Annotated in this window: 22 protein-coding genes; 8 read left to right on the top strand and 14 right to left on the bottom strand. The window is 63.7% G+C overall.

What is annotated here, in order from left to right; genetic code table 11:
• Positions 1-73 precede the first annotated feature (73 nt).
• The 4 genes from Q0139_RS08020 to Q0139_RS08005 are packed head-to-tail and all read right to left on the bottom strand — an operon-like array spanning position 74 to position 2,630.
• A complete protein-coding gene (locus tag Q0139_RS08020; RefSeq protein ID WP_298019892.1) occupies positions 74-475 on the bottom strand; it encodes a hypothetical protein in 402 nt (133 codons plus the stop codon).
• Positions 476-505: 30 nt separating this feature from the next.
• Complete coding sequence (locus Q0139_RS08015) at positions 506-1,135, bottom strand: 2-hydroxychromene-2-carboxylate isomerase (RefSeq protein ID WP_298019890.1); 630 nt, start codon at positions 1,133-1,135, stop codon at positions 506-508.
• A 6-nt stretch (positions 1,136-1,141) separates the two neighbouring features.
• Positions 1,142-1,396 carry a hypothetical protein gene (locus Q0139_RS08010; protein WP_298019888.1) on the bottom strand — a complete coding sequence of 85 codons (255 nt, stop codon included), beginning with the start codon at positions 1,394-1,396 and terminating at the stop codon, positions 1,142-1,144.
• Between the two features lie 34 nt (positions 1,397-1,430).
• Complete coding sequence (locus Q0139_RS08005; protein WP_298019887.1) at positions 1,431-2,630, bottom strand: LL-diaminopimelate aminotransferase; 1,200 nt, start codon at positions 2,628-2,630, stop codon at positions 1,431-1,433.
• Positions 2,631-2,738: 108 nt separating this feature from the next.
• Between Q0139_RS08005 and Q0139_RS08000 the strand changes: the two genes are divergently transcribed.
• Positions 2,739-4,409, top strand: coding sequence for a long-chain fatty acid--CoA ligase (locus tag Q0139_RS08000; protein WP_298019885.1), 1,671 nt, complete (start codon positions 2,739-2,741; stop codon positions 4,407-4,409).
• A 13-nt stretch (positions 4,410-4,422) separates the two neighbouring features.
• On the opposite strand, the gene Q0139_RS07995 is transcribed toward Q0139_RS08000, so the two are convergent.
• Entirely contained in the window at positions 4,423-5,367 is a 945-nt protein-coding gene (locus Q0139_RS07995; RefSeq protein WP_298019882.1) for a DMT family transporter, read from the bottom strand.
• 103 nt (positions 5,368-5,470) lie between these two features.
• On the opposite strand from Q0139_RS07995, the gene Q0139_RS07990 reads away from it, so the two are divergent.
• Positions 5,471-7,012, top strand: a complete 1,542-nt coding sequence (locus Q0139_RS07990; protein ID WP_298019880.1) for a CpaF family protein — start codon at positions 5,471-5,473, stop codon at positions 7,010-7,012.
• A gap of 148 nt (positions 7,013-7,160) precedes the next feature.
• Here the strand turns inward: Q0139_RS07990 and Q0139_RS07985 are convergent, their stop codons facing one another.
• Together Q0139_RS07985 and phaR are read right to left on the bottom strand one after the other, a co-directional pair.
• Positions 7,161-7,361, bottom strand: a complete 201-nt coding sequence (locus tag Q0139_RS07985) for a hypothetical protein (protein ID WP_298019878.1) — start codon at positions 7,359-7,361, stop codon at positions 7,161-7,163.
• A gap of 31 nt (positions 7,362-7,392) precedes the next feature.
• Positions 7,393-7,956, bottom strand: coding sequence for a polyhydroxyalkanoate synthesis repressor PhaR (gene phaR / locus Q0139_RS07980; RefSeq protein WP_298019876.1), 564 nt, complete (start codon positions 7,954-7,956; stop codon positions 7,393-7,395).
• Between phaR and Q0139_RS07975 the strand changes: the two genes are divergently transcribed.
• Both Q0139_RS07975 and Q0139_RS07970 read left to right on the top strand, forming a co-directional pair.
• Positions 7,955-9,037: an alpha/beta hydrolase gene (locus Q0139_RS07975; RefSeq protein ID WP_298019942.1), complete on the top strand. Its 1,083-nt coding sequence runs from the start codon at positions 7,955-7,957 to the stop codon at positions 9,035-9,037. The two genes, phaR and Q0139_RS07975, sit on opposite strands and share 2 nt — an antisense overlap.
• Positions 9,038-9,085: 48 nt before the next feature.
• Complete coding sequence (locus tag Q0139_RS07970; RefSeq protein ID WP_298019874.1) at positions 9,086-10,258, top strand: acetyl-CoA C-acetyltransferase; 1,173 nt, start codon at positions 9,086-9,088, stop codon at positions 10,256-10,258.
• Positions 10,259-10,409: 151 nt separating this feature from the next.
• On the opposite strand, the gene Q0139_RS07965 is transcribed toward Q0139_RS07970, so the two are convergent.
• Positions 10,410-11,126, bottom strand: a complete 717-nt coding sequence (locus Q0139_RS07965; protein ID WP_298019872.1) for a hypothetical protein — start codon at positions 11,124-11,126, stop codon at positions 10,410-10,412.
• A 37-nt stretch (positions 11,127-11,163) separates the two neighbouring features.
• A complete protein-coding gene (locus tag Q0139_RS07960) occupies positions 11,164-12,399 on the bottom strand; it encodes a toxic anion resistance protein (RefSeq protein ID WP_298019870.1) in 1,236 nt (411 codons plus the stop codon).
• Positions 12,400-12,557: 158 nt separating this feature from the next.
• Here Q0139_RS07960 and Q0139_RS07955 point away from each other — a divergent pair, with 158 nt between their 5' ends.
• Entirely contained in the window at positions 12,558-13,481 is a 924-nt protein-coding gene (locus Q0139_RS07955) for a glutaminase (RefSeq protein ID WP_298019868.1), read from the top strand.
• Positions 13,482-13,537: 56 nt separating this feature from the next.
• Here Q0139_RS07955 and Q0139_RS07950 read toward each other — a convergent pair whose 3' ends face one another.
• Both Q0139_RS07950 and Q0139_RS07945 read right to left on the bottom strand, forming a co-directional pair.
• Positions 13,538-14,137: a phage tail protein gene (locus Q0139_RS07950; RefSeq protein ID WP_298019866.1), complete on the bottom strand. Its 600-nt coding sequence runs from the start codon at positions 14,135-14,137 to the stop codon at positions 13,538-13,540.
• A 42-nt stretch (positions 14,138-14,179) separates the two neighbouring features.
• Complete coding sequence (locus Q0139_RS07945) at positions 14,180-14,779, bottom strand: phage tail protein (RefSeq protein ID WP_298019864.1); 600 nt, start codon at positions 14,777-14,779, stop codon at positions 14,180-14,182.
• Between the two features lie 193 nt (positions 14,780-14,972).
• Here Q0139_RS07945 and Q0139_RS07940 point away from each other — a divergent pair, with 193 nt between their 5' ends.
• Positions 14,973-15,992, top strand: a complete 1,020-nt coding sequence (locus Q0139_RS07940; protein WP_298019862.1) for a zinc transporter ZntB — start codon at positions 14,973-14,975, stop codon at positions 15,990-15,992.
• Here the strand turns inward: Q0139_RS07940 and Q0139_RS07935 are convergent.
• Positions 15,936-16,970 carry a bile acid:sodium symporter family protein gene (locus Q0139_RS07935; protein ID WP_298019860.1) on the bottom strand — a complete coding sequence of 345 codons (1,035 nt, stop codon included), beginning with the start codon at positions 16,968-16,970 and terminating at the stop codon, positions 15,936-15,938. The two genes, Q0139_RS07940 and Q0139_RS07935, sit on opposite strands and share 57 nt — an antisense overlap.
• A gap of 100 nt (positions 16,971-17,070) precedes the next feature.
• On the opposite strand from Q0139_RS07935, the gene typA reads away from it, so the two are divergent.
• Both typA and Q0139_RS07925 read left to right on the top strand, forming a co-directional pair.
• Entirely contained in the window at positions 17,071-18,903 is a 1,833-nt protein-coding gene (typA, locus tag Q0139_RS07930) for a translational GTPase TypA (protein ID WP_298019858.1), read from the top strand.
• A gap of 41 nt (positions 18,904-18,944) precedes the next feature.
• On the top strand, positions 18,945-19,409 hold the full coding sequence (locus tag Q0139_RS07925; protein WP_298019856.1) for a hypothetical protein: 465 nt from the start codon (positions 18,945-18,947) through the stop codon (positions 19,407-19,409).
• Positions 19,410-19,442: 33 nt separating this feature from the next.
• On the opposite strand, the gene Q0139_RS07920 is transcribed toward Q0139_RS07925, so the two are convergent.
• The gene (locus Q0139_RS07920; RefSeq protein ID WP_298019854.1) at positions 19,443-20,078 is read right to left on the bottom strand and encodes a CHAP domain-containing protein; all 636 of its coding nucleotides are present in this window, start codon (positions 20,076-20,078) and stop codon (positions 19,443-19,445) included.
• A gap of 167 nt (positions 20,079-20,245) precedes the next feature.
• Entirely contained in the window at positions 20,246-22,171 is a 1,926-nt protein-coding gene (locus Q0139_RS07915) for a M1 family metallopeptidase (protein WP_298019852.1), read from the bottom strand.
• Positions 22,172-22,284 lie beyond the last annotated feature (113 nt).

Raw genomic sequence — 22,284 nt, 5'->3', positions numbered from 1 at the left:
GCGGAGAGATTTAGCCCATCTACATGGGTGTAAGCAACGGCTGGCCGCACGCAATGCGCGGACGGTCGAGCGCCTACATCAACAGGCCGGCTTCTGCCTCTTCCTCGGTCTCCGCGTCGCCCGTTCCGGCGGTTCTTGCGGGTGCGGTGTCCTCGCTGCGAGCTTCGCCTTCGGCCGCACTATCCGGCGCAGCCCTTGAAGCGGTTTCAGCTTCGGCCTCGTCGCCGCCGGCCGCGCGAATTCGCGCCGCAATTTCCGCGCCCTGTTCGCCGCGGCCGATCTCGCTCAGTTCCCGTTCGACGATATCGGCGGCCTCTTCGGTGTCGCCCACTTCGACCGTGATGCCATGACCCTCGCCATCGCCGAACCAGCCGTCCCAGTTCCAGGCCAAAGCCGCCACCAGGACAACGCCGCCCAGGATGAAGGCGCGCTTGCGGCGGGGATCTTCTTCGGTTTCGGTGGGCGGGGCGTCCATTGCTGCGAGTCCTTTTGGTGAACGCGCCTTTTACGCCTCGGCGCGGCCCTGCGCTACCCGAATCGCGCGCCGGACGAGCGGCAGTTCGTCATTGCCGAAATAGAGATCGTCGCCGCCCACGAAGATGCTCGGCGAGCCGAATCCGCCGCGCTCTATCACTTCGTCGGTGTTGGCGCGCAGCCGGGCCTTGGCGGCATCGGATTGCGATTGCGCGATTAGCGCGGCCCCGTGGAACCCCGCTTCGTCGGCGATGGCGCGGAGCACCTCGGGATCGTCGAGATTACGCTGGTCGCCGAAATAGGCGGCGAAGGCGGCCTCGGCGAAGCGTTCAAGGGCGGGCTGATCGTCTTCCAGCACGCAGCACAGCCGCATCGCATGGACGCTCCGCACGGGATGATGCGGCGAGGGGAAATTCATCGGCACGCCCGACCAGGCCGCCCAGTCCTTGAGGCTCTTGCCGAAATGCCGCGCCTTGGGCCCTGTTGCGTCTTCGCGAGACGCATAGACGCTCTGGTTCACGGCGTTGAAGACACCGCCGACGAGGATCGGCCGCCATGTGATGCTTGCGCCCTCTTCGGCAGCAAGGGGGCGAATATTGTGGAAGGCGAGGCAGGTCCACGGACTGGACAGGTCGAAGAAGAATTCGATGGGGGTGGTCATTGCCTTCTACCTGTCTCGCTGGCGTCTGATAAAATCTATCATCCCTTTGATCGCGAGGAACACCCCGATGGCAATGATCGGACTGAGATAGATAATTCTCCGGCTCTCGCTCATACCAGCGAGGCATTTTTCATCGCCGAAACAATCTCCCAGCAAGCCTAAGGCCGCATACGCGATCAAGATACCAACAACCGGAAGCGAAAGGACAAATGCCCAGCCTGTTGAACTTTCAGTCTTGGATTGTGGATCGCTGAACTTCAATATTACCTCGCAGATGCTCGGATTAAGGGCTCGGCTAACCGCCCGCGCTGTTCGAGCGATACCCCTCGAGATATTTCTTCACCCCACGTGCCGCTTGCCTGATCCGCTGTTCGTTCTCGACCAGTGCGATGCGGACATAGCCTTCGCCTTCCTCGCCGAAGCCGACGCCGGGCGACACGGCGACTCCTGCATGGCGGAGCAGGTCCTTCGAGAACTCCATCGCGCCCATATACTTGCACTGTTCGGGGATCGGCGCCCAGGCGAACATGCTGGCGGGTGGTGGGGGCACGTCCCAACCCGCGCGGCCGAAGCTTTCGACCATCGCGTCGCGGCGCGATTTGTAGAGTTTGCGGTTGTGCTCGATGATATCCTGCGGACCGTTCAATGCGGCGGTCGCGGCGACCTGGATCGGGGTGAAGGCGCCATAGTCGAGATAGCTTTTTACCCGCGTCAGCGCGGCGATGAGCTGCTGGTTGCCGACCGCGAAGCCCATACGCCAGCCGGCCATGCTGTACGTCTTCGACATGCTGGTGAATTCGACCGCCACGTCCTTGGCGCCGGGCACCTGCAGCAGCGACGGCGTCGGTTCGTCGCCGAAATAGATTTCCGCATAGGCGAGGTCGCTGATGACCCAGAGCTTGTGCTCGCGCGCGAAATCCACGACCTTCCTGTAGAAATCGAGATCGGCGACATAGGCCGTGGGGTTGCTCGGATAGCCCATGACGAGGACCGAAGGCTTGGGCACACTGTAGCTCAGCGAATATTCAAGCCGCGTGAAGAAGTCGGGGCCGGGCGCGGCAGGGATCGACCGGATCGCGGCGCCGGCGATGATGAAACCGAAGGTGTGGATCGGATAGCTCGGGTTGGGCGCGAGCACGACATCGCCGGGCGCGGTGATCGCCTGGGCGAGGTTGGCGAGCCCTTCCTTCGAACCGAGCGTGACGACGATTTCGCTTTCGGGATCGAGATCGACGTCGAAGCGGCGCTTGTAATAGGCGGCCTGCGCCTTGCGGAGGCCCTTGATGCCCTTCGACGCGCTGTAGCGATGGGCGGTCGGGTCGTTCGCGACCTCGGCGAGCTTGTCGATGACATGCTGCGCCGGCGCGCCGTCCGGATTGCCCATGCCGAGATCGATGATATCCTCGCCGCGCGCTCGCGCTTCGGCCTTCATCGCGTTCACTTCGGCGAAGACATAGGGCGGCAGGCGCTTGATGCGGTAGAAATCGTCGGTCATGGCGGAAGGCGGCATAGCGCGACATTGCGGGGCCGTCATCCGCGATGTTGCTATTGACAGCCATGTCAGTAAAACGGCAGCGCCCAGGAGTTCAGGACAGGAAGTACCATGGTCGCAATCCCCGATATCTGGCGCGAGGACTATCGCCACCCGACAAGCTGGGACCGCAATTTCGCGCCGCTCACCGTGCCGCAGATGTTCGCCGAAAGCGCGGCCAAGCATCCCGACGCCTATCTCGCCGATTTCATGGGGCGGAAGTTCAGTTACGCCGATGTCCGGCTCGGCGTGAACCGCGTCGCGCGCGGGCTGCAGCAGGCCGGGATCAAGAAGGGCGACCGCGTCGGTATCTTCCTGCCCAACGTCCCGCATTATCTCGCCGCCTATTATGGCGCGATGAAGATGGGCGCGACGATCGTCAATTTCTCGCCGCTCTATTCGGTCGACGAGCTGCGTCATCAGGTCGAGGATTCGGGGACGAAGCTGCTCTTCACTCTCTCGGCCAAGGCGCTGCTGCCGACGGCGCTCGAAGTTCTCGATAACAGCTCGCTCGAAAAGCTCGTCGTCGGCACGGTCGTCGAGGCGCTGCCGCTGGCCAAATCGCTGCTGTTCCGGATGTTCCAGCGCGGCGAGGTGGCGGACATCCCGACCCGCCGCGACGTCATCCCCTTTGCCGAACTCGTCGACAATGACGGGCAGGTCAGCCGCGTGCCGATCGATCCGCGCAAGGATATCGCCCTGATCCAGTATACCGGCGGCACGACAGGCACGCCCAAGGGCGCGATGCTGACCCACCAGAACATCACCGTGAACGCGCGGCAGATCTGCGCCGTCGATCCCGAGCCCGAGGCCGAGGACCGGATCCTCGGCGTGCTGCCCTTCTTCCACGTCTTCGCCAATGCCACCGTGCTCAACCGCACCGTGTATCGCGGCGGCGAGATCATCATGCTGCCGCGCTGGAACGCGGCCCAGGCGCTCAAGGCAATCGAGCGCACAAGGGCGACAGGGCTGCCGGGCGTGCCGACCATGTACACCGCGCTGCTCGACCATCCGCGCACGGCGAAGACCGACTTCTCCTCATTGCGCGTCTGCGTATCGGGCGGCGCGCCGCTGCCGATCGAGACCAAGCACAAGTTCGAGGCGCTGACCGGCGCGAAGCTTGTCGAGGGCTATGGCCTCACCGAAAGTTCGGGCGTCGTTTCCACCAATCCATATGACGGCGAGAATCGCGAAGGCTCGATCGGCCAGCCCATCCCCTCGACCATCGTAAAGCTCGTCGACAAGGAGGATCCGTCGGAACCCGCGCCCGAGGGCGAACCCGGCGAGATCTGCATCGCCGGGCCGCAGGTGATGTACGGCTATTGGAACCGTCCCGATGCCGACGACCAGATCCTGCACGACGGTTTCCTTCGTACCGGCGATGTCGGGACGATCGACGAAGAGGGCTACATCTATATCGTCGACCGGCTGAAGGACATGATCGCCGTGTCCGGCTTCAAGGTTTTTCCGAGCCAGATCGAGGACATCCTCTATCGCCACAATGCGATCAAGGAGGCGCTCGTGATCGGTGTGCCCGACGATTATACTGGCGAGAAGCCCAAGGCGTTCGTGGCGCTGGAGAAGGGCCAGACGGTGTCCGGCGCGGACCTGCTCGCCTGGCTCAACCCCCAGCTCGGCAAGCATGAGCGCGTGGCCGAAGTCGTCGTGCGTGACGAGCTCCCGAAAACCATGATCGGCAAGCTCGACCGCAAGGCGCTGCGGGCGGAAGAGGGGATCGGCTGAGACTCGCGATGCGTCAGGCAGGGGTGCCGGGCGACAGGAGTTTCGCACGCCGTCTCTCGCGCCACCACAGCCACAGCCCTGCGCCGATGATCAGCATCGCGCCGGCCAGCGCCAGCGGGTCGGGCCAGTCGCCGAAAAAGACAATGCCGATGATCGCCGCGGTCAGCAGCTGGACATAGACCATGGGCGCGGTGATCGCGGCCGAGGCCTTGGTTGTCGCGACATAGATCAACAAATGGCTGAGCGTGGCGGTGACGGCGACGAAGGCGCAGCGCCCGACGACCGACCAGCCGGGTGTGTCGACACGGAGCGCCTCGAAACCGCTGAAATGGCCGATTATCGCTGCGAGCACGATCACCGGCGCGGCGATTGCGCTGATCAGCAATTGCATCAGCAGCACCGACCCGCTGCCCGCGACCATGCGGTTGAAAACCATCATCGCGGAGATACCCAAAGCCGCCACGACGGGTAGCAAAGCCGCCCAGCCGAGATCCGCGACATTCGGCCGAAGGATCAGCAACATGCCGGCAAAGGCGATCAGCGTGGCGGGCCAGGCGGCGCGGGGCAGGCGTTCGCCCAAAATGAGCGCCGATAACAGCGCCGTCAGCATCGGCGAGGTGAACTGGATCGCGACCGCATCGGCGAGTGGCATCAGGAAGATCGCGCTGAAAAAGGCGATGGTCGCGACCCCGACCGAAACGCCGCGCCCGATCTGCGCCCAAGGCATCGGAAAGCGCAAACCCTTGCGCCCTTCGACGGCAAGAAGGATGATTAAAAGCCCAACTGTTCCAATGAGATAGCGCATGCCCGCTACGGCCGTGCCGGGCCATTCGCCCGCGATCGACTTGATGACGCCGTCGCCGATCGTCAGGCACCCGAAGCCCAGCAAGGCGATCATCATACCCTGTGCATCGTTGTCGCCGGCTTTGGCGGGAGGCGCAGGGTCGGGCGGCGTCATCGCCTCGCATTGCCAGCCATTAGGAAATAATCAAAGTTTTGAACTTATTCACCATGTCCCTGATCGGCCCGCTTGTCGCGGGAGCCAAGGAATTGAGGGACGGATGAGCGCATTTGGACGCAAGGGCGGCGCGGGGCAGAAGCCGAGCTTCGGCGTTGCGCGCCCGATGAAAAGCAACCCGACTCAGGAATCGCTTTCCGATTCGCGAGACGAACCGGAAGAGGAAGAGGCCCAGGGCGGGGAACAGTTTCCGCCGATCGATTCGCTCGACATCGAATCGTATGACGATGACGGCACCGCGATTCCGTCTTCGCCGAACGCGATGGACAAGCTCAATGAGCGGTCCAATTCGATTGCCGAGGCGCTCGAGGAAGCGACGGGTTTCGAGGCGTCGGTCCACAAGATCAAGGAACAGGTGCTGCCGCGCCTGCTCGAACGCGTCGATCCGGAAGCGGCTTCCACGCTGACCAAGGATGAGCTGGCCGAGGAATTCCGGCCGATCATTTCCGAGGTGCTCGCCGAGCTGAAGATCACGCTCAACCGGCGCGAACAGTTCGCGCTCGAAAAGGTGCTTGTCGACGAGCTGCTCGGCCTCGGCCCGCTCGAGGAGTTGCTCCACGATCCCGAAGTGTCCGACATCATGGTCAATGGCCCCGACCAGACCTACATCGAAAAGAAGGGCAAGCTCGAGCTTGCCTCGATCAAGTTCCGCGATGAGGCACACCTGCTTCAGATCGCACAGCGCATATGTAACTCGGTCGGGCGCCGCGTTGACCAGACTACGCCGCTCGCCGACGCCCGTCTCGCCGACGGGTCGCGTGTGAACGTGATCGTGCCGCCGCTCTCGCTTCGCGGCACCGCGATCTCGATTCGTAAATTCTCCGACAAGCCGATCACCATCGATATGATGCAGGGCTTCGGCTCGATGTCCGAAAAGATGGCGACCTTCCTGAAGGTCGCTGGCGCCAGCCGCTTCAACATCGTCATCTCGGGCGGTACCGGCTCGGGTAAGACGACGATGCTCAACGCGCTGTCGAAGATGATCGATCCGGGCGAACGCGTGCTGACGATCGAGGACGCCGCCGAATTGCGGCTGCAGCAGCCGCACTGGCTGCCCCTCGAAACGCGCCCGGCGAACCTCGAAGGCAAGGGCGAGATCACCATCGCCGACCTTGTGAAGAACGCGCTGCGTATGCGTCCCGACCGCATCATCCTCGGCGAAATTCGCGGCAAGGAGTGTTTCGACCTCCTTGCGGCCATGAACACCGGCCATGACGGCTCTATGTGTACGCTCCACTCCAACAGCCCGCGCGAATGCCTCGGCCGTATGGAGAACATGGTGCTGATGGGCGACATCAAGATTCCGAAGGAAGCGATCTCGAAGCAGATCGCCGACTCGGTCGACCTGATCGTACAGGTGAAGCGCCTGCGCGACGGCTCGCGCCGCACCACGAACATTACCGAGGTGATCGGCATGGAAGGCGACGTGATCGTCACCCAGGAACTCTTCAAGTTCGAATATATCGACGAGGACGAGAACGGGAAAATCGTCGGCGAATACCGCTCTATGGGCCTGCGCCCCTATACGCTGGACAAGGCCAAGGCGTTCGGTTTCGAACAGCCGTGCCTGGAGTCGTGTTTGTAGAAATTGAGCAGGGTTTCCGCGCGCTACTCTACCGCCAATCCGTCATTGCGAGCGACGCGAAGCAATCCAGGGAGGCGAAGTGCCGCGCTTCCCGCTCTGGATTGCCGCGTCGCCTTTGGCTCCTCGCAATGACGATCGCTAGACCTGCCTAAGCTCGTATCGCCAAGAGCGCCATGATCGCCGCTCCCGTCAGGGCAAGCACCAGAATCAGCGGCCAGCTGACGATGCCGACGCGATCGGGGTTGGCGCGATTCTGACGCCGCCTGTCCATCCATGAGGCCCAGGCGGCGGCGAGCAGAAAGCCGATGCCGAGCGCGATGAACAGCGTGCGCGGATGAAGATGCGGCATGATTTCCGCGCCCCTGCCGAAGCAATGCGGCCTAGTCGCTCAGCTTGTCGATCTTGTCCTGCATCTCGGCGAGCTGCGCCTTGAGCGCGGCCACTTCGTCGTCCCGGCTTGCGGCGGGAGCGGAGGTTCCGGGCCGGGCGGTCGTGCCCGGGCGGCCGCCGAAAGCGCTCGTTGCGGCCTCGAACATCTCCATGTTGCGCCGCGCGATCTCGCCGAAGGGGCCAGATCCGATCGCGCCTTCCATCGTCTCGCGGAATTTTTCCTGGTTGCGCTGGAAGGCCTGCATCGAGGCTTCGAGATATTGCGGCATCATCGCCGACATCGAATTGCCGTACATGCCGATCAGGTCGCGCAGGAAGCTGACCGGGAGCATGTTCTGTCCCCCGCCTTCCTGCTCCATGATGATCTGCGTCAGGACGCCGCGGGTAATATCTTCGCCGCTCTTGGCGTCGACGACTTTGAAATCCTGCTTGTCGCGGATCATCTGTGCGAGATGATCGAGCGTGATATAGCTCGAACTTCCGGTGTTATAGAGCCGCCGGTTGGCATATTTCTTGATGATGATCGTATCGGAATCGGAGGCGTTCTTGGCCATTGGCGAATCTCCCAATATTCCCGCTGCCTTAGCACCTGCGGAAAGTGCGGTGCAACATAAACCGCGCCCACTCCCGCTTTTCCTTGAGTTGCTGCGCAGCGAAACCGCACAATCACCGGAGCGGATGAAGCGGGCGTTGGCGGGGTTGCGAGTCTATCAGGCGGCGCCGCGGCGCCCGCGCATCAACCCGCCACCGGTGCGCGTTTCGCATGGCCGCGCGCGGCTGCTCGATTATGGCGGGGAGGGCGCGTCGGTCGTTTTTGTCCCGTCGCTGATCAATCCACCGACGGTACTCGACCTCGCGGAAGGCAATTCGCTGCTGCGCTGGCTGGCGGGACAGGGCTTCAATCCGTTGCTGATGGACTGGGGCGCTCCGCTTGCGGAGGAGGCGAAGCTCACCGTTGCGGGACATGTCGAACGGTTGCTGCTGCCGCTGCTCGATGCGCTCGACCGGCCCTGTCATCTCGTCGGCTACTGTCTCGGCGGGACGATGGCGGCCGGCGCCGCGACGGCTCGCGCGCCGCTCTCGCTGACGATGATCGCGTCGCCATGGCGGTTCGATGGCTTTCCGGAGGACGCACATGAGGGCCTGTCTGCCTTGTGGGACCAGGCCCATCCCGCCGCGCAGGCGCTCGGCGCGCTGCCGATGGAAGTCTTGCAAACGGCCTTCTGGAAGCTCGACCCCAGCCGGACGGTCCGCAAGTTCGAAAAATTCGCGACGCTCGAACCGGAAAGCGATGCCGCGGCCGCTTTCGTCGCACTGGAGGATTGGGCGAATGGCGGCCCTCCGCTCACCTTCGGCGCCGGACAGGAACTGATCGAGGAACTGTTCGGCCTGAACGTCACTGGCAAGGGGGAGTGGAAAATCTGCGGCGAGACCGTCGATCTTTCGGCGCTGGATTGCCCCGTTCTCGACATCGTATCTTCCACCGATCGCATCGTTCCCGAGGCGAGCGCGGCGCGCGCCGGCGAAGTCTGGACGCTGGCGCAGGGCCATGTCGGCATGATCGTCGGCGGGAGAGCGCGTCAGTCGCTATGGGAGCCGCTTGCGACATGGCTTTCGCAGGTGCAGCAAGGGTGATATCGACGCCGGAAAACAAACAACAATCGTTTCCCAAGGAGTCGTCCCATGTCCGATATCGTCATCACCGCCGCCAAGCGCACGCCCGTCGGCAGCTTTCTCGGCGCGTTTGCCAGTACACCCGCCCATGAACTCGGCCGTGCCGCGATCGAAGCCGCGCTGGCCCAGTCGGGCGTGGAGCCGGGCGAGGTCTCCGAAGTCATTCTGGGCCAGGTGCTGACGGCGGGGCAGGGGCAGAACCCCGCGCGACAGGCGTCGATGGCGGCGGGCGTTCCGAAGGAAATCCCGGCCTGGGGCGTCAATCAGGTCTGCGGTTCGGGGCTGCGCGCCGTCGCACTGGCGAGCCAGGCGATCGCCAATGGCGACAGCGATATCGTCGTTGCCGGTGGGCAGGAATCGATGTCGCTTTCGACCCATGCGCAGAATTTGCGCGGCGGCCAGAAAATGGGTTCGCTCGAGCTTGTCGACACGATGATCAAGGACGGGCTGACCGACGTCTTCAACGGCTACCATATGGGCATCACGGCGGAGAACCTCGCCGAGCAATATCAGGTGACGCGCGAGGACCAGGACGCCTTCGCCGCGCGCTCGCAGAACCTCGCCGAAGCGGCGCGTGCCGCCGGCCGTTTCAAGGACGAGATCACTCCGGTGACTGTGAAGTCGCGCAAGAGCGAGACGGTCGTCGAGGCCGACGAATATATCCGCGAGGGGGTGACGGCGGAAAGCCTTTCCGGCCTGCGCCCGGCCTTCAAGCCCGACGGCACGGTGACCGCCGCCAATGCCAGCGGCATCAACGATGGCGCCGCCGCGCTCGTCGTGATGTGCGCCGAAGAGGCCGAGCGGCGCGGCGCCCCTGTCATGGCGCGGATCGCCAGCTGGGCCTCGGCCGGTGTCGATCCCTCCATCATGGGCATTGGCCCGGTCCCGGCGACGAAGCGCGCGCTGGAAAAGGCGGGCTGGAGCATCGCCGATCTCGACCTGATCGAAGCGAACGAGGCCTTTGCGAGCCAGGCGTTGTCAGTGGGCAAGGAACTCGGCTGGGACGCCGACAAGGTCAACGTCAATGGCGGCGCCATCGCCATCGGCCATCCGATCGGCGCATCGGGTGCGCGCGTGCTGACGACGTTGCTCTACGAAATGCAGAAGCGCGACGTGTCCAAGGGCTTGGCGACGCTGTGCATCGGCGGCGGCATGGGCATCGCGATGTGCGTCGAGCGGTAGGAAGGTGATACCGGAAGGCTGGCAGTTGGCTTTCCCGTCATTGCGAGCGAAGCGAAGCAACCCAGAGCGGCAAGCAGGGTTCTTTGCGGCTCTGGATTGCCGCGTCGCCTTCGGCTCCTCGCAATGACGACAAAGCGGCATCGGGGCCAGCCTATCCGCTGACTTCCTCGTCGCCGCGATATTTGAGTTCGAGATATTTGCCCTGCGTCGCCAGCGCGTCGAGGTCGCCCGAGGCGAGCTGGCGCGTCATGCGGCCGATTTCTTCCTCGACGATGCCGAGGCCCTCTACTAGCTGCTTTTCGGGGCTGCGCCCGCGCCCATCGTCGCGGCGCAGATGTTCGGGAACGCGCTTATAGCCCTCGACGAGTTCGGGAAGTTCGACGCCGACGAGGCGCCGGACCTCCACCGCCGCAGGTTCGCGCGGGTCGAGATTTTCCAGCTGCGGCCGAAGTTCTTCCAGCCGCGTCGCGATACCGTCCAGTTGCCGCGCGGCCGGGGCGGGCAGGGCGAGCCGCTGGCTGGCCAGCCAGCTCTCGGTCTTCGCCGGAAGCGCGGGCAGTTCGCTCTCCATCAGCTTTTCCGCCGTCGTCTCTTCCTCGCCCGGCGCGACAAGGATGAAGAAGGCGATGATCGCGCAGATGATCAGTCCGCCGACGATCCATGCGAGGTTGAGCGCGCTGAGCACCATGCTGACGCCGATAATCGCCGCCATGATCACCGCACCCCAGATGACCGCCGTGCGAAGCCGCCGCATCATCCGTTGCTGACGCCGCTGGCGCTGGCGACGGGCAAGGTCGCGCGCCGCCGGCGATACGCGGCGGAGCAGCTGATCTGCCTGTTGCAGGATACGGTCGGATTCGGACGTCATTTCCATCGTTTCTCACATGCGGGGAAGGGGGGTTGGATCAATCGAGGGCCTCCAGCATCGGCGCTGCCTTGGCCTGGCCGCGTTCGGCCCCCTCGGCGCGGGCAATATAGCCCTTGGATTTCTCGATCTCGCCTTCTAGCGAAGTCACGGTCTGCTTCATCGAACCCAGTGCTTCGAGTTTGAAACGGTCGATCTCGTCCATCGTGTCGTAGATGTTCTGGAAGGCGCGCTGGAGCGTTTCGAGCGGGATCGTCGATTCGGCCGCCTGTTTGTGGATCGCGCCGGTCTGCGTCTTCAGCATCTCGCCGGTCGAATCGATCATGTTCGCGGTCGTCGTATTGAGCGCCGTGATCTGGTCGAGCACCAGCTTCTGGTTTGTCATCGCCTGTGCCACGGTAACGGCCGTTCGCAGGGCGCCGACGGTGGTCGTCGAGGCCCGGTCGACGCCCTTGATCAGCTCGACATTGTTCTTCTTGACCAGATCGAGCGCGAGATACCCTTGCACGCTGACGGCCATCTGGGTCAGCAGGTCCTGCGTCCGCTGGCGGACGTAAAAGAGCGCGGTTTCGCGGACGGCCTTGGCCTTTTCCGGGTCGGTCGCGTCGAGTTCGTTCGCCTTGGCTTCGAGCTTCGCGTCGAGCGCCTTGGCGACGTGGATCATCTGCTCGAGCTTGCCCATCGCATCCCAGAGATTCTGCCGTTCGACGGCGATCGCCGCATTGTCCTTGGTCAGCTCGTCCTTACCTGAGGACAGGCGCTTCAGGATTTCGGAGATATGGCTCTGCGCGCTCTTGTAGCTGTCGAAATAGTTTCTGAGCTTGTTGCCCCAGGGGATGATTCCGAACAGCTTGCGCGACCCGGTCAGGCTGCCGCGCGTCGCGGGGTCGAGATCCTCGACCGTGCGGCGCAGTTCGGCGAGATCGGTGCCGATGGCGCTGTTCTCGTCCATCGAGCGGACGGGGCGGTCGAGGAAGCGATTCGACTGGCCCGATGCCGCGGCGATTTCCTTGCGGCCCATATGGGTGATCTGGTCGACCTTCTCGCCGAATTCGGGGCTGTTCGCGTCCTGCGCGATCAGCTCGTCGACAAACTTGTCGACCTTCTCGTTGAGTTTGGCCTGTTTTTCGGGATCGACCGGCACAAGGCCTGCCGCCTTTTCGGCCGTCACTGTCGGCACCGGATCGGGCGCGTCGAGGCTGAGTGTCGTCTCTTCCTTCGTCGCGGTGGGCGCGCCTTCGGATGTCGGGCCTTCTGGGGTCGGGGTGGTGGCCATGTCGTTCCTTCCTGCCGTTTCCCGCTAGATGCCGCCGATCCGCGACAGTTTCAAGTGCTGTATTATCGATATAATACACTATCGGATCGAGTTCAAATCGTGCGATTGGCGCTATTTCCCGCTTCCACCCCGATATGCCGCTGCGCTAGGCCCGTGGCATGAACATCGAAGATATCGTCGGCGAAGTCGCCACAGCCGTCGAACCGCATCGCGGCGAGGGGAAGGTGGCGGATTATATCCCCGCGCTCGCCTGTATCGATCCGATGAAATTCGGAATTGCGGTCGCGACGCCCGATGGCGGCTGTCACGCGGCCGGAGATGCCCATGAGGGATTCTCCGTCCAGAGCATCTCCAAGGTATTCACGCTGAGCCTTGCGCTTGAAAATGTCGGCGACGCGCTGTGGCAGCGCGTCGGCCGCGAACCCTCCGGCACTTCGTTCAATTCGATCGTCCAGCTCGAAAAGGAAAACGGCATTCCGCGCAATCCGCTGATCAATGCCGGCGCGATCGTCGTCACCGACCATCTGATCGACGGCAACGATGCCGACGCGGCGATCGACTGGCTGCTCCGGGTGTTGCGCGATCATGCGGAGGATGCGTCGATCGATTTCGACGCGGAGGTCGCCCGCTCCGAAAGCGAAACCGGCGCGCGCAACCGCAGCCTCGCCTGGTTCATGAAGAGCTTCGGCAATTTGGAAAACGACGTCGAAACGGTGCTTTCAGCCTATTTCCGCCACTGCGCGCTCCGGCTTTCGTGTGCGCAACTGGCGCGCGCCGCGTTGTTCCTGGCGTTCGACGGCAAGGATCCGGTGACCGGCGAGCGCATCCTGACGCCGCAACGCTGCCGCCGCATCAACGCGATCATGATGAGCTGCGGCCATTACGACAATTCGGGCGATTTCGCCTTTCGTATCGGATTGCCGGGGAAAAGCGGCGTGGGCGGCGGGATTCTCGTCGTCGCGCCTGGCGAGGGAACGGTGGCGGTCTGGTCGCCGGGTCTCAACGAGGCGGGGACATCGAAGGTCGGCGCTCTCGCGCTGGAGGCATTGGTCGAGCGAACCGGCTGGTCGGTCTTCGGCTGAGTGAGGAAAGGCCGCCCGAAGCGCGTGTCCGGGCGGCACATCCGGTCGTATCGTTGCTAGTTGCGCGGCGGGAAAATGCCCTGCAGCACGACACAATAGCGCAATGAGAGAAACGGGTTGCGATTGTTATATGACTGTCCGGTGCCCGTGTTGGCCACCTGCACCTCGTCATTAGCCATTGTCACATTGTCCGCGGCGGTCGTGTACTGATTGGTCCCCGCCGGGAAGGTCGCGAAGGTGTTGCCCGACGGATCGTTGGTATTCGGCGCTCCACCGGAGGCACGCACGCGGGCATCGTGCCGGTGTGTTGGCATCTGATCGGTCGTCAATGTGATCGTTTCGACACCGCCCCGCGCGCCCTGCGGATAGTTGGTCAGCCCCGGCCCTGGCCCCTGGCCGACAGGGCTGCGGCTGCGAAAGTCGGGTAGCTGGAAGGTCGTTCGTCCGTCACCGCCATAGGTGGTGCCGTAGAGCGAGAAGAGCGCCGTGTTCGACGATATTGCGAGCAACTGCCCCTCCGCCGATGTCGTATTGCGCGGGCAAAAGCCGTAACCGGCGATGAAGACGTCGCCGAGATAGCGGTCCTGTGCCTGGGCTGGCGCGGTTGCCGATGCGATGGCGACGGCCGCGACGCTGATGAACAGTTTCTTGGTCATGTCATTTCCCCTGAAATCTTGAATCGATAGTCGCGTCTTTCATCAATTCCGCGACGGGAAAATGCCCTCAAGAACCACGCAGTAGCGCATCGAAAGGAAGGGGTTTCGATTGTTGAATGGCTGGCCGTTCCCGGTGTTGGCCACCTGCACCTCGTCATTGGCCATCGTCACATTGTCCGCAGCGGTCGTGTATTGATTCGTGCCCGGCGGAAAGGTGGCAAAGGTGTTGCCGTTCGGATCGTTGGTGTTCGGCGCTCCGCCGGAGGCACGCACACGCGCGTCATGGCGGTGAGTCGGCAGCTGGTTGTTGGTTAGCGTGATGCTCTCGACACCGCCTGTCGCACCTTGCGGATAGTTGGTCAGGCCCGGCCCCGGTCCCTGGCCGACCGGGCTCCGGCTACGCAGGTCGGGCAGCTGGAAATTGGTCGTTCCGTTACCGCCATAGGTGGTGCCGTACAACGAGAACAATGCAGAATATTGCGATATCGCAAGCAGTTGCCCTTCGGCCGAGGTGGTGCCGCGCGGGCAGAAGGTGTAGCCGGCAATGAAGATGTCGCCGAGATAGCGTTCCTGCGCCTGAGCCGGGACGGCCGACGTGGCAAGCAACGCGGCGCATGCCGCGGCTGTGTATTTCCTGTGCATCCTGATTTCCCCCTGGTTGATCGTTTCACGATACCAGCCCGCTAGTGCCGCTGGTGTTTCATCGCGCGATCCCGAAGCCTTATTGACAGAAAATTGCGTGATTGAACAGCAATAGATTGATGTGTTTCACCGTTTCGACCGATATTGACAGCTCCTGCTGGCCGAATGGCCCGCGGCCTCATAGGATTGGATGATGAGCAAGCCAGACCATCCCGAGTTGCAGGAGCGCCAGCCGCTTGACGAGGCCGACGGGCTGATCTTTGCCTGTCTGCTCGATGGCGAGGGCGGGGCGCAAAGGGTTGGATGGGAGGCTGTCGAGAGCTGGTCGCCGTCGCGCCCTCCGATCTGGCTGCACGTCAATGGATCATCGGAGCGCGTCAGGACCTGGTTGCCGACCGAGGGCGGGCTGACCGAACCGACAGCCGGCGCGATGCTCTCACCGGAATCGCGGCCGCGCGTGTTTCATGGTTCGAAGGGATTCGTCGCGATCCTGCGCGGCGTGAACCTCAATCCGGGGAGCGAAGTCGAGGACATGGTCGCGCTGCGCGTCTGGTGCGACGGCCGTCGGCTGATCACGGTGCGCGAGGAAAAGTTGCGCACGGTGCGTGATCTCTTCGAACATCTGGTCGGCGTCGGCGATGGACCGAAAACCGCGAGCGACCTGTTCGTCGCCCTGATCGAGCAACTCACGGATCGCATTGGTGCCGTGGTCGTCGAATATGACGACCAGCTCGACGCGATCGAGGAACGCGCCGAAACCGACGACCCGGCGGATCTGCGTCGCGAACTTGGCGACTTGCGGCAGGAGCTTGTCGGGCTGCGCCGCTTTCTTGCGCCGCAGCGCGAGGCGCTCAACCGGCTGGGGATGGAGCCGCCCGAATGGCTCGATGAAACGCACCGGCTTTCCCTGCGCGAAGTGATCGACCGGTCGCAGCGCTTTCTGGAGGAAATCGATACGGCGAGGGAGCGCGGCCTGGTGCTCAAGGACGACGTCGCCAACCGCCTCAACGAGACGCTCAACAACAATATGTACATCCTCTCGATCGTCGCGGCGATCTTCCTGCCGCTATCGTTCCTGACCGGCCTGCTGGGTATTAATGTCGGCGGAATGCCGGGCGTCGACGATGCCGACGCCTTCTGGATCACCTGCGCCGTGCTAGCGGTTCTGCTCGTGGTCGAGCTGATCATCTTCCGCAAATTGAAGTGGCTCTGACGGCGGTTCGCCGGGTGCGGTCACGCCCATCCGCGCGGCGATGATCGCCGAAATGGTCTGCATCGGGATGTAGTAGACGAGCAGGGGCATGATGATCAGCCCGGCCTCGGCGCCCGGGAACAGGATGCGCGCCATCGGGGTCCCCGAAATCACGCTCTTCTGCATCGCCGCGAACAGCAGGGCTGTGCGGTCGCCATAGTCGAAGCCCAGCAAGCGGCCGGCAAGCATCGCCGCGCCGATGACGAGGGCGAGCAGCGTCAGCATCGCGGCGAGCAGCAGCGCGAATTGCGCGACACCAATGTCGTCGAACAGGCCGCTGCCGACGGCCGCGGACAGCGCGGTGTAGACGGCGAGCAGGATCGTTACCCGGTCGAGCGTGCGGCTGAGCCCGGGGCGGCTCTCGACCCATGTGCCGACGGCAGGCCGGAAAAGCTGACCGATGGCGAAGGGGAGGGCGAGCATCAGGATCACCTTGCCGATCCCGCCGAGCCCCATCGGCGCGCCCGAGGTCGAGAGCATCAGCGCGAACATCAGCGGCGTCATTACGACGCCGAGCATGTTCGACACCGCCGCCGCGACCACCGACGCGGCGACATTGCCGCGCGCGATCGACACCATGGCGATCGACGAGGCGACCGTGGTCGGCAGAGCGCAGAGGAACAGCGCGCCGGGCGTGAATTCGGGGCCGATGAACGGAGCCGCAATTTCCGTGAGCCCCAATCCGATCAACGGAAAGGCGAGAAAGGTGAAGGCAATGATGACGAGGTGCAGCCGGAACTGCAGGAAGCTGCGCCGCACCGCCTGCCGACTCAGCCGCGCGCCATGAACGAAGAACAGCGCCACGATGGCGACGATCGAAACATAGCCGATAACTTCCAGCGCCCGTCCGCTGAGCGGAAACAATATGGCGAGCACCACCGTCGCCAGCAGCACCGGAATGAACCGGTCGGGTAGAATGATCGCAAAGGCCCCGCGCATAGGCACGCCCTAGCCACTCCGCATCGCTTTGCGAAGCCGCCTTGTTGCGCCGCACCATTGCGGGTATAGGCGCCGCCGAACATTCCCTTAGGATTTTGTCATGACCTCTTCCCCACGCGCGCTGCGTAACGTGGCCATCATCGCGCATGTCGATCACGGCAAGACGACGCTCGTCGACCAGCTTTTTCGCCAGTCGGGCACGTTTCGCGAGAACGAACGGATCGACGAGCGGGCGATGGATTCGAACGAGCTCGAAAAGGAGCGGGGGATCACGATCCTTGCCAAATGCACGAGCGTCGAGTGGAACGGCACGCGGATCAACATCGTCGACACGCCGGGCCACGCCGATTTCGGCGCCGAAGTCGAGCGCATCTTGTCGATGGTCGACGGCGTCATCCTGCTCGTCGATTCGGCGGAAGGGCCGATGCCGCAGACCAAGTTCGTCACCGGCAAGGCGCTGGCGCTAGGGCTGAAGCCGATCGTTGTCGTCAACAAGATCGACCGTCCCGATGCCCGCCCGGCCGAAGTGCTCGACGAGTGTTTCGAACTGTTCCTCGCGCTGGAGGCGAATGACGAGCAGCTCGACTTCCCGACGCTCTATGCCAGCGGCCGATCGGGCTATGCGGGCCGTGATGATAGCGTCCGCGACGGCGACCTGACGCCGTTGTTCGAAACGATCGTCGAACATGTGCCGACGCCCGACGCCGATCCCGATGGAGAGTTCACAATGCTCGCCACTCTACTCGATCGCGACAATTTCATGGGCCGTGTGCTGACGGGGCGGATCGCCTCGGGTCGTCTCGAAATGAACATGCCGATCAAGGCGATCGACGCCACGGGCAAGGTGGTTGAAAGCGGCCGCGCGACGAAAATTCTCTCGTTTGAAGGCCTCGACCGCGTTCCGGTCGAGAGCGCCGAGGCCGGCGATATCGTTGCCATTGCCGGCCTGACCGATGCGACGGTCGCCAACACCATCTGCTCGCCCGAGGTGAGCGAGGCGATTCCGGCGCAGCCGATCGACCCGCCGACGCTCGCCATGACCTTTTCGGTCAACGACAGCCCGATGGCCGGGCGCGAGGGCGACAAGGTGCAGAGCCGCGTCATCCGCGACCGGCTGGAGCGCGAGGCCGAGGGCAATGTCGCCATCCGCATCTCCGAAAGCGCCGAGAAGGACGCGTTCGAGGTCGCCGGCCGCGGCGAACTCCAGCTGGGCGTGCTCATCGAAACGATGCGGCGCGAGGGTTTCGAACTGTCGATCTCACGTCCCCGCGTGCTCTTCCGCGACGGCCCCGATGGCCGCGAGGAGCCGTACGAACAGGTCGTCGTCGATGTGGACGATGAATTCTCCGGCACGGTCGTCGAGAAGATGGCGCTGCGCAAGGCGGAGATGACCGACATGTCGCCCTCTGGCGGTGGCAAGACGCGGATCACTTTCTCCGCACCCTCGCGCGGCCTGATCGGCTATCATGGCGAATTTCTGTCGGACACCCGCGGTACCGGCATCATGAACCGGCTGTTCGAGAAATACGGCCCCTACAAGGGCAGGATCGAAGGGCGGCAGAACGGCGTGCTGATCTCGATGGAGCAGGGCGAGGCGATCGCCTATTCACTCAACACACTCGAAGATCGCGGCATATTGTTCGTCGGCCCCGGCGAGAAGCTCTACCAGGGCATGGTGATCGGCGAAAACGCCAAGCCGCAGGATCTCGAGGTCAACCCGACCAAGACCAAGCAGCTCACCAATATCCGTTCATCCGGCAAGGACGACGCCATTCGCCTTACGCCGCCGCGCGTGATGACGCTGGAACAGGCCATCGCCTATATCGCCGATGACGAACTGGTCGAAGTGACGCCGAAAGCCATCCGCATCCGCAAACGCTTCCTCGACCCGCATGAGCGCAAGAAGGAAGCAAGGAAGACGGAGGCGGCCTGACGGGCGATTGACCCGCCCGGACAATGCCCTATCCAAGGTGCATGGTTCGCAACATCACTCTCTCATTTGCGCTTTTCGCGCTCGCCGCCTGCAATCCGAATGTCGAGCAGACGAGCGGGACGGGGACGCAACCGCTGAATCGTGGCGAGGTGAATGTCGACAATGATCTCGTCCAGCCGATCGTGATCGGCGAGGCGGGGCCGCGTTTCGATGCATGCCAGGCCACGGGCGTCGTTCAGTCGGTTTCGGGGGACGGGCAGCTTCCGGTGCGCGCAGCGCCGTTCGAGGAGGCTCGGCAGACGGGGACGCTGACCAATGGCGATGCCGTCTATATCTGCAACCGCACGCACGATCAGCGCGGGTTTGGCATTGTCTATGCGGAGAGCGGCGAACTGTCTGCCGCGTGCGGCGTTTCGGCCCCGGTCGCCTCCCGGCGGCGTTACGAGGGGCCGTGCGAAAGCGGCTGGGTTTCCTCCGCCTTTATCCGCGTGCGCGCTGTTCGCTGATTTTTCCCTTCCGCTAGCGGGAGGGGAACTCGCCTATTCGGCGTTCGCCATGGCGCCCTGGAGCAGGTCGCGCGGGTTGCCGCCGCCTGCACGGGACCGGGCGGCCGTGTTGCGATCGAGCGTGGCGTTGCCGAGGACGACGCGTGCTTCTTCGGGCGTCGGCAGCGCGGCGGGCGCCTGCGCCATCACCGGCCGTGCCTGCCGTTCGGCCGGCGTTTCGGGATAGATGAAGCCGTAGACCGGATAGTTGGTGCGGCCGAGCGCATTGATCGGTCCGTACCACACCTTGACCACGCTCCAGTCGTTATTGGCCGATACGTCCTGCGCCAGCACATTGGCGTCGACGACACCGCGGCCCGACCAGTTGGCGTGGTTCAGGCGGATGTTGCGGCTGTCGACGACGTCGCGGACCACCGCGACATGGCCGAGCCGCATCCGGCCATGCGGGCGCAGCACCATGACAGCGCCGGCTTCGGGCGTCGAACCGCGGGCATAGCGGCCCTCGGCCGAAGCCCACCAGGTATGGGCGTTGCCGCGAATTTCGAAATCCGAAACGTGACGGGCATAGGTGACGCACTGCCAGGCGGTTGCCTGGGCGGGCATGCCGATGCCGAATGCGATTGTCAGGAACAAAAGGAAGCGCGCGCAAAAGCGCGGAAAACTGGACATTATTTGCGACCCCCCGAAGGATATGCATCAACTGCGATGCGTTCGGTGTTGGACGCAGATTCCCCAGATACAGGTTAACGCAAACCCCCGTTGCGGCGAATGGTGAGGAGTCAGGGACGAGCCGAGGAACCCCGTTCAGCCGCGCTCAATCGGACGCCGTGGCGGCTCTATTCGTCGCCGGCGCCGTTCCAGCTCAAAGTCTCGTCGACCGTGCCCGTCGTCACCGAATGATAGCCGGAGCGCGCCTCGCGATAGATTCGCCGGGCCTGCTCGCGGCCCCAATCGCCTTCGGCCCAAAGCGCTTCGAACAATGGCGCGACGAACTTGCGGCGGCCCATCGACGTCAGGAACTCGCGCACTGAGGCACGGGCGGGTTCGTAACGATTCTCGATCGCCAGCATCAGCCAGGCGAAGCGGATCTCGCTATTGCCTGCATCGCTGAGATCATAGGCGTCGTCCAGCGTGCGAAGCTTCTCCTCGTCCAGATCGCGCGGCAGGCCGTTGAGGAAACGCAGCCGTTCCTGCGTCGTCCATTCGCGCCAGCCGACATTCACCAGCTGTCCGCCGCGCACGAAGCTCTCGATCGCCCGGTCGACGACGGTGAAGCGCGTCGATTCGATATGGACGGCGTTCTCGGGCAGGCCGGGTTCGTAGATCCATGCTTCGAGCCCGAGTTCGTCGGCCTCGTTGCCTTCGAACAGATTGGCGCGCATGTCGCGGATCAGGCCGGCGCTGGTCTGCGGCTGGAAGGCGAAGCGGTCGAAATAGGAGCGCAACCACGCATCGAGCCTTTCGCGGCCGACCATGGCCTCCACGGTGCGCAGGAACACCGCGCCCTTTTCATAGGCGATCTGGGTCATCCCGTCGTCGGGATCGCGCCCGGCGAGATTGAGATGCAACTGCGTGTCGGCACTGTTGAGGCCGCCGACTTCCTCGATCGAATCCATCATGTCCGACCAGCCGAGATCGGCGAGCATCGCGGCGCGCTCCTCGCCATAGACCTCTTCCATGATCCGGTTCTCGAAATAGACGGTGAAGCCCTCGTTGAGCCAGAAATCGTCCCAGCTCGCATTGGTGACGAGATTTCCCGACCAGCTATGCGCCAGTTCGTGCGCGATCAGGCTGACGAGCGATCTGTCGCCCGCGATTACGGTCGGCGTGACGAAGGTCAGTCGCGGATTCTCCATGCCGCCAAAGGGGAAGGAGGCGGGGAGAACGAGCAGGTCGTAGCGGCCCCAGCGATATTCGCCGTAAAGCCGCTCGGCCGCGTCGATCATCTCTTCCAGATCGGCGAATTCCTCGGCGGCCTCGCCGACGACCGACGGTTCGGCATAGACGCCCGAACGCGGCCCGATTTCCCGGAATTCGAGATCGCCGATCCCAATCGCGATCAGATAGGGCGCGACCTCATGCTCCATACGGAAGCGATAGGCGGTCAGATCGGGCTCGCCTTCGACGGCCTCGCCTTGGGGCGTCAGGTCTTCGGCGCTCATCACGACGCGCAGCTCGGAGGGTACGACGATGCGCGCGTCCCAGCTCTGGCGAATGCCCGGGCTGTCCTGCGTCGGAATCCAGCTGCGGTTGAGGATGGCCTGGCCCTGGCTGAAGAGGAAGGGGTGCTCGCCGCCCGTCGTCTGTTCGGGCGACAGCCATTGCAGCGCCGCGGCGTCGGGCGCCGAGGCGTAGGTGATCTTGATCTGCTCGGCACCGTCGAGTTGCACGGTCAGCGGCGCGCCGTGGATGTCATCGGTCGCCTCTCCCATTTCCCATTCGAGCTGCCGGCCGTCGCCGCTGACGACCTCGCGGATTTCGAGGCCGCGCGCGTCGAGGACGATTTCTTCCGCATCGTCGGCGGCGGTTATGTCGAGCGTTGCCGAGCCGACCATGCGCTGCGCCTCGAAATCGGCGCGCAGGTCGAGCGAGACATGAGTCACACGCGCTTCGGTCGGATTGGCGAAACTGTGCGTGTCCTGGCCTTCTTCCGAGGCGTAGAGTTCGTCGAGCGTCATCGGCTCGCTGTCCTGCGAAGAGCCGCAGGCGGCGACGAGGCCGAACAGGATTATTGCGAGAAAAGCGGGCAGGCGGGGGAACATACACATCTCCGAAACAACTTCTGAAGGCGGTGATAATCGGAAATTGTGCTCGCGTCATCCTTGCCCGGCTTGACCGGGGCGCGGCGTTGGCGGACAATTGACGCAAACGTAAA

The organism is uncultured Parasphingopyxis sp., from assembly GCF_937129435.1.
Classification (GTDB): Bacteria; Pseudomonadota; Alphaproteobacteria; order Sphingomonadales; family Sphingomonadaceae; genus Parasphingopyxis.
The sequence above is the reverse complement of the archived record's forward strand: the minus strand, read 5'-3'. Positions and strand labels throughout refer to the sequence as shown.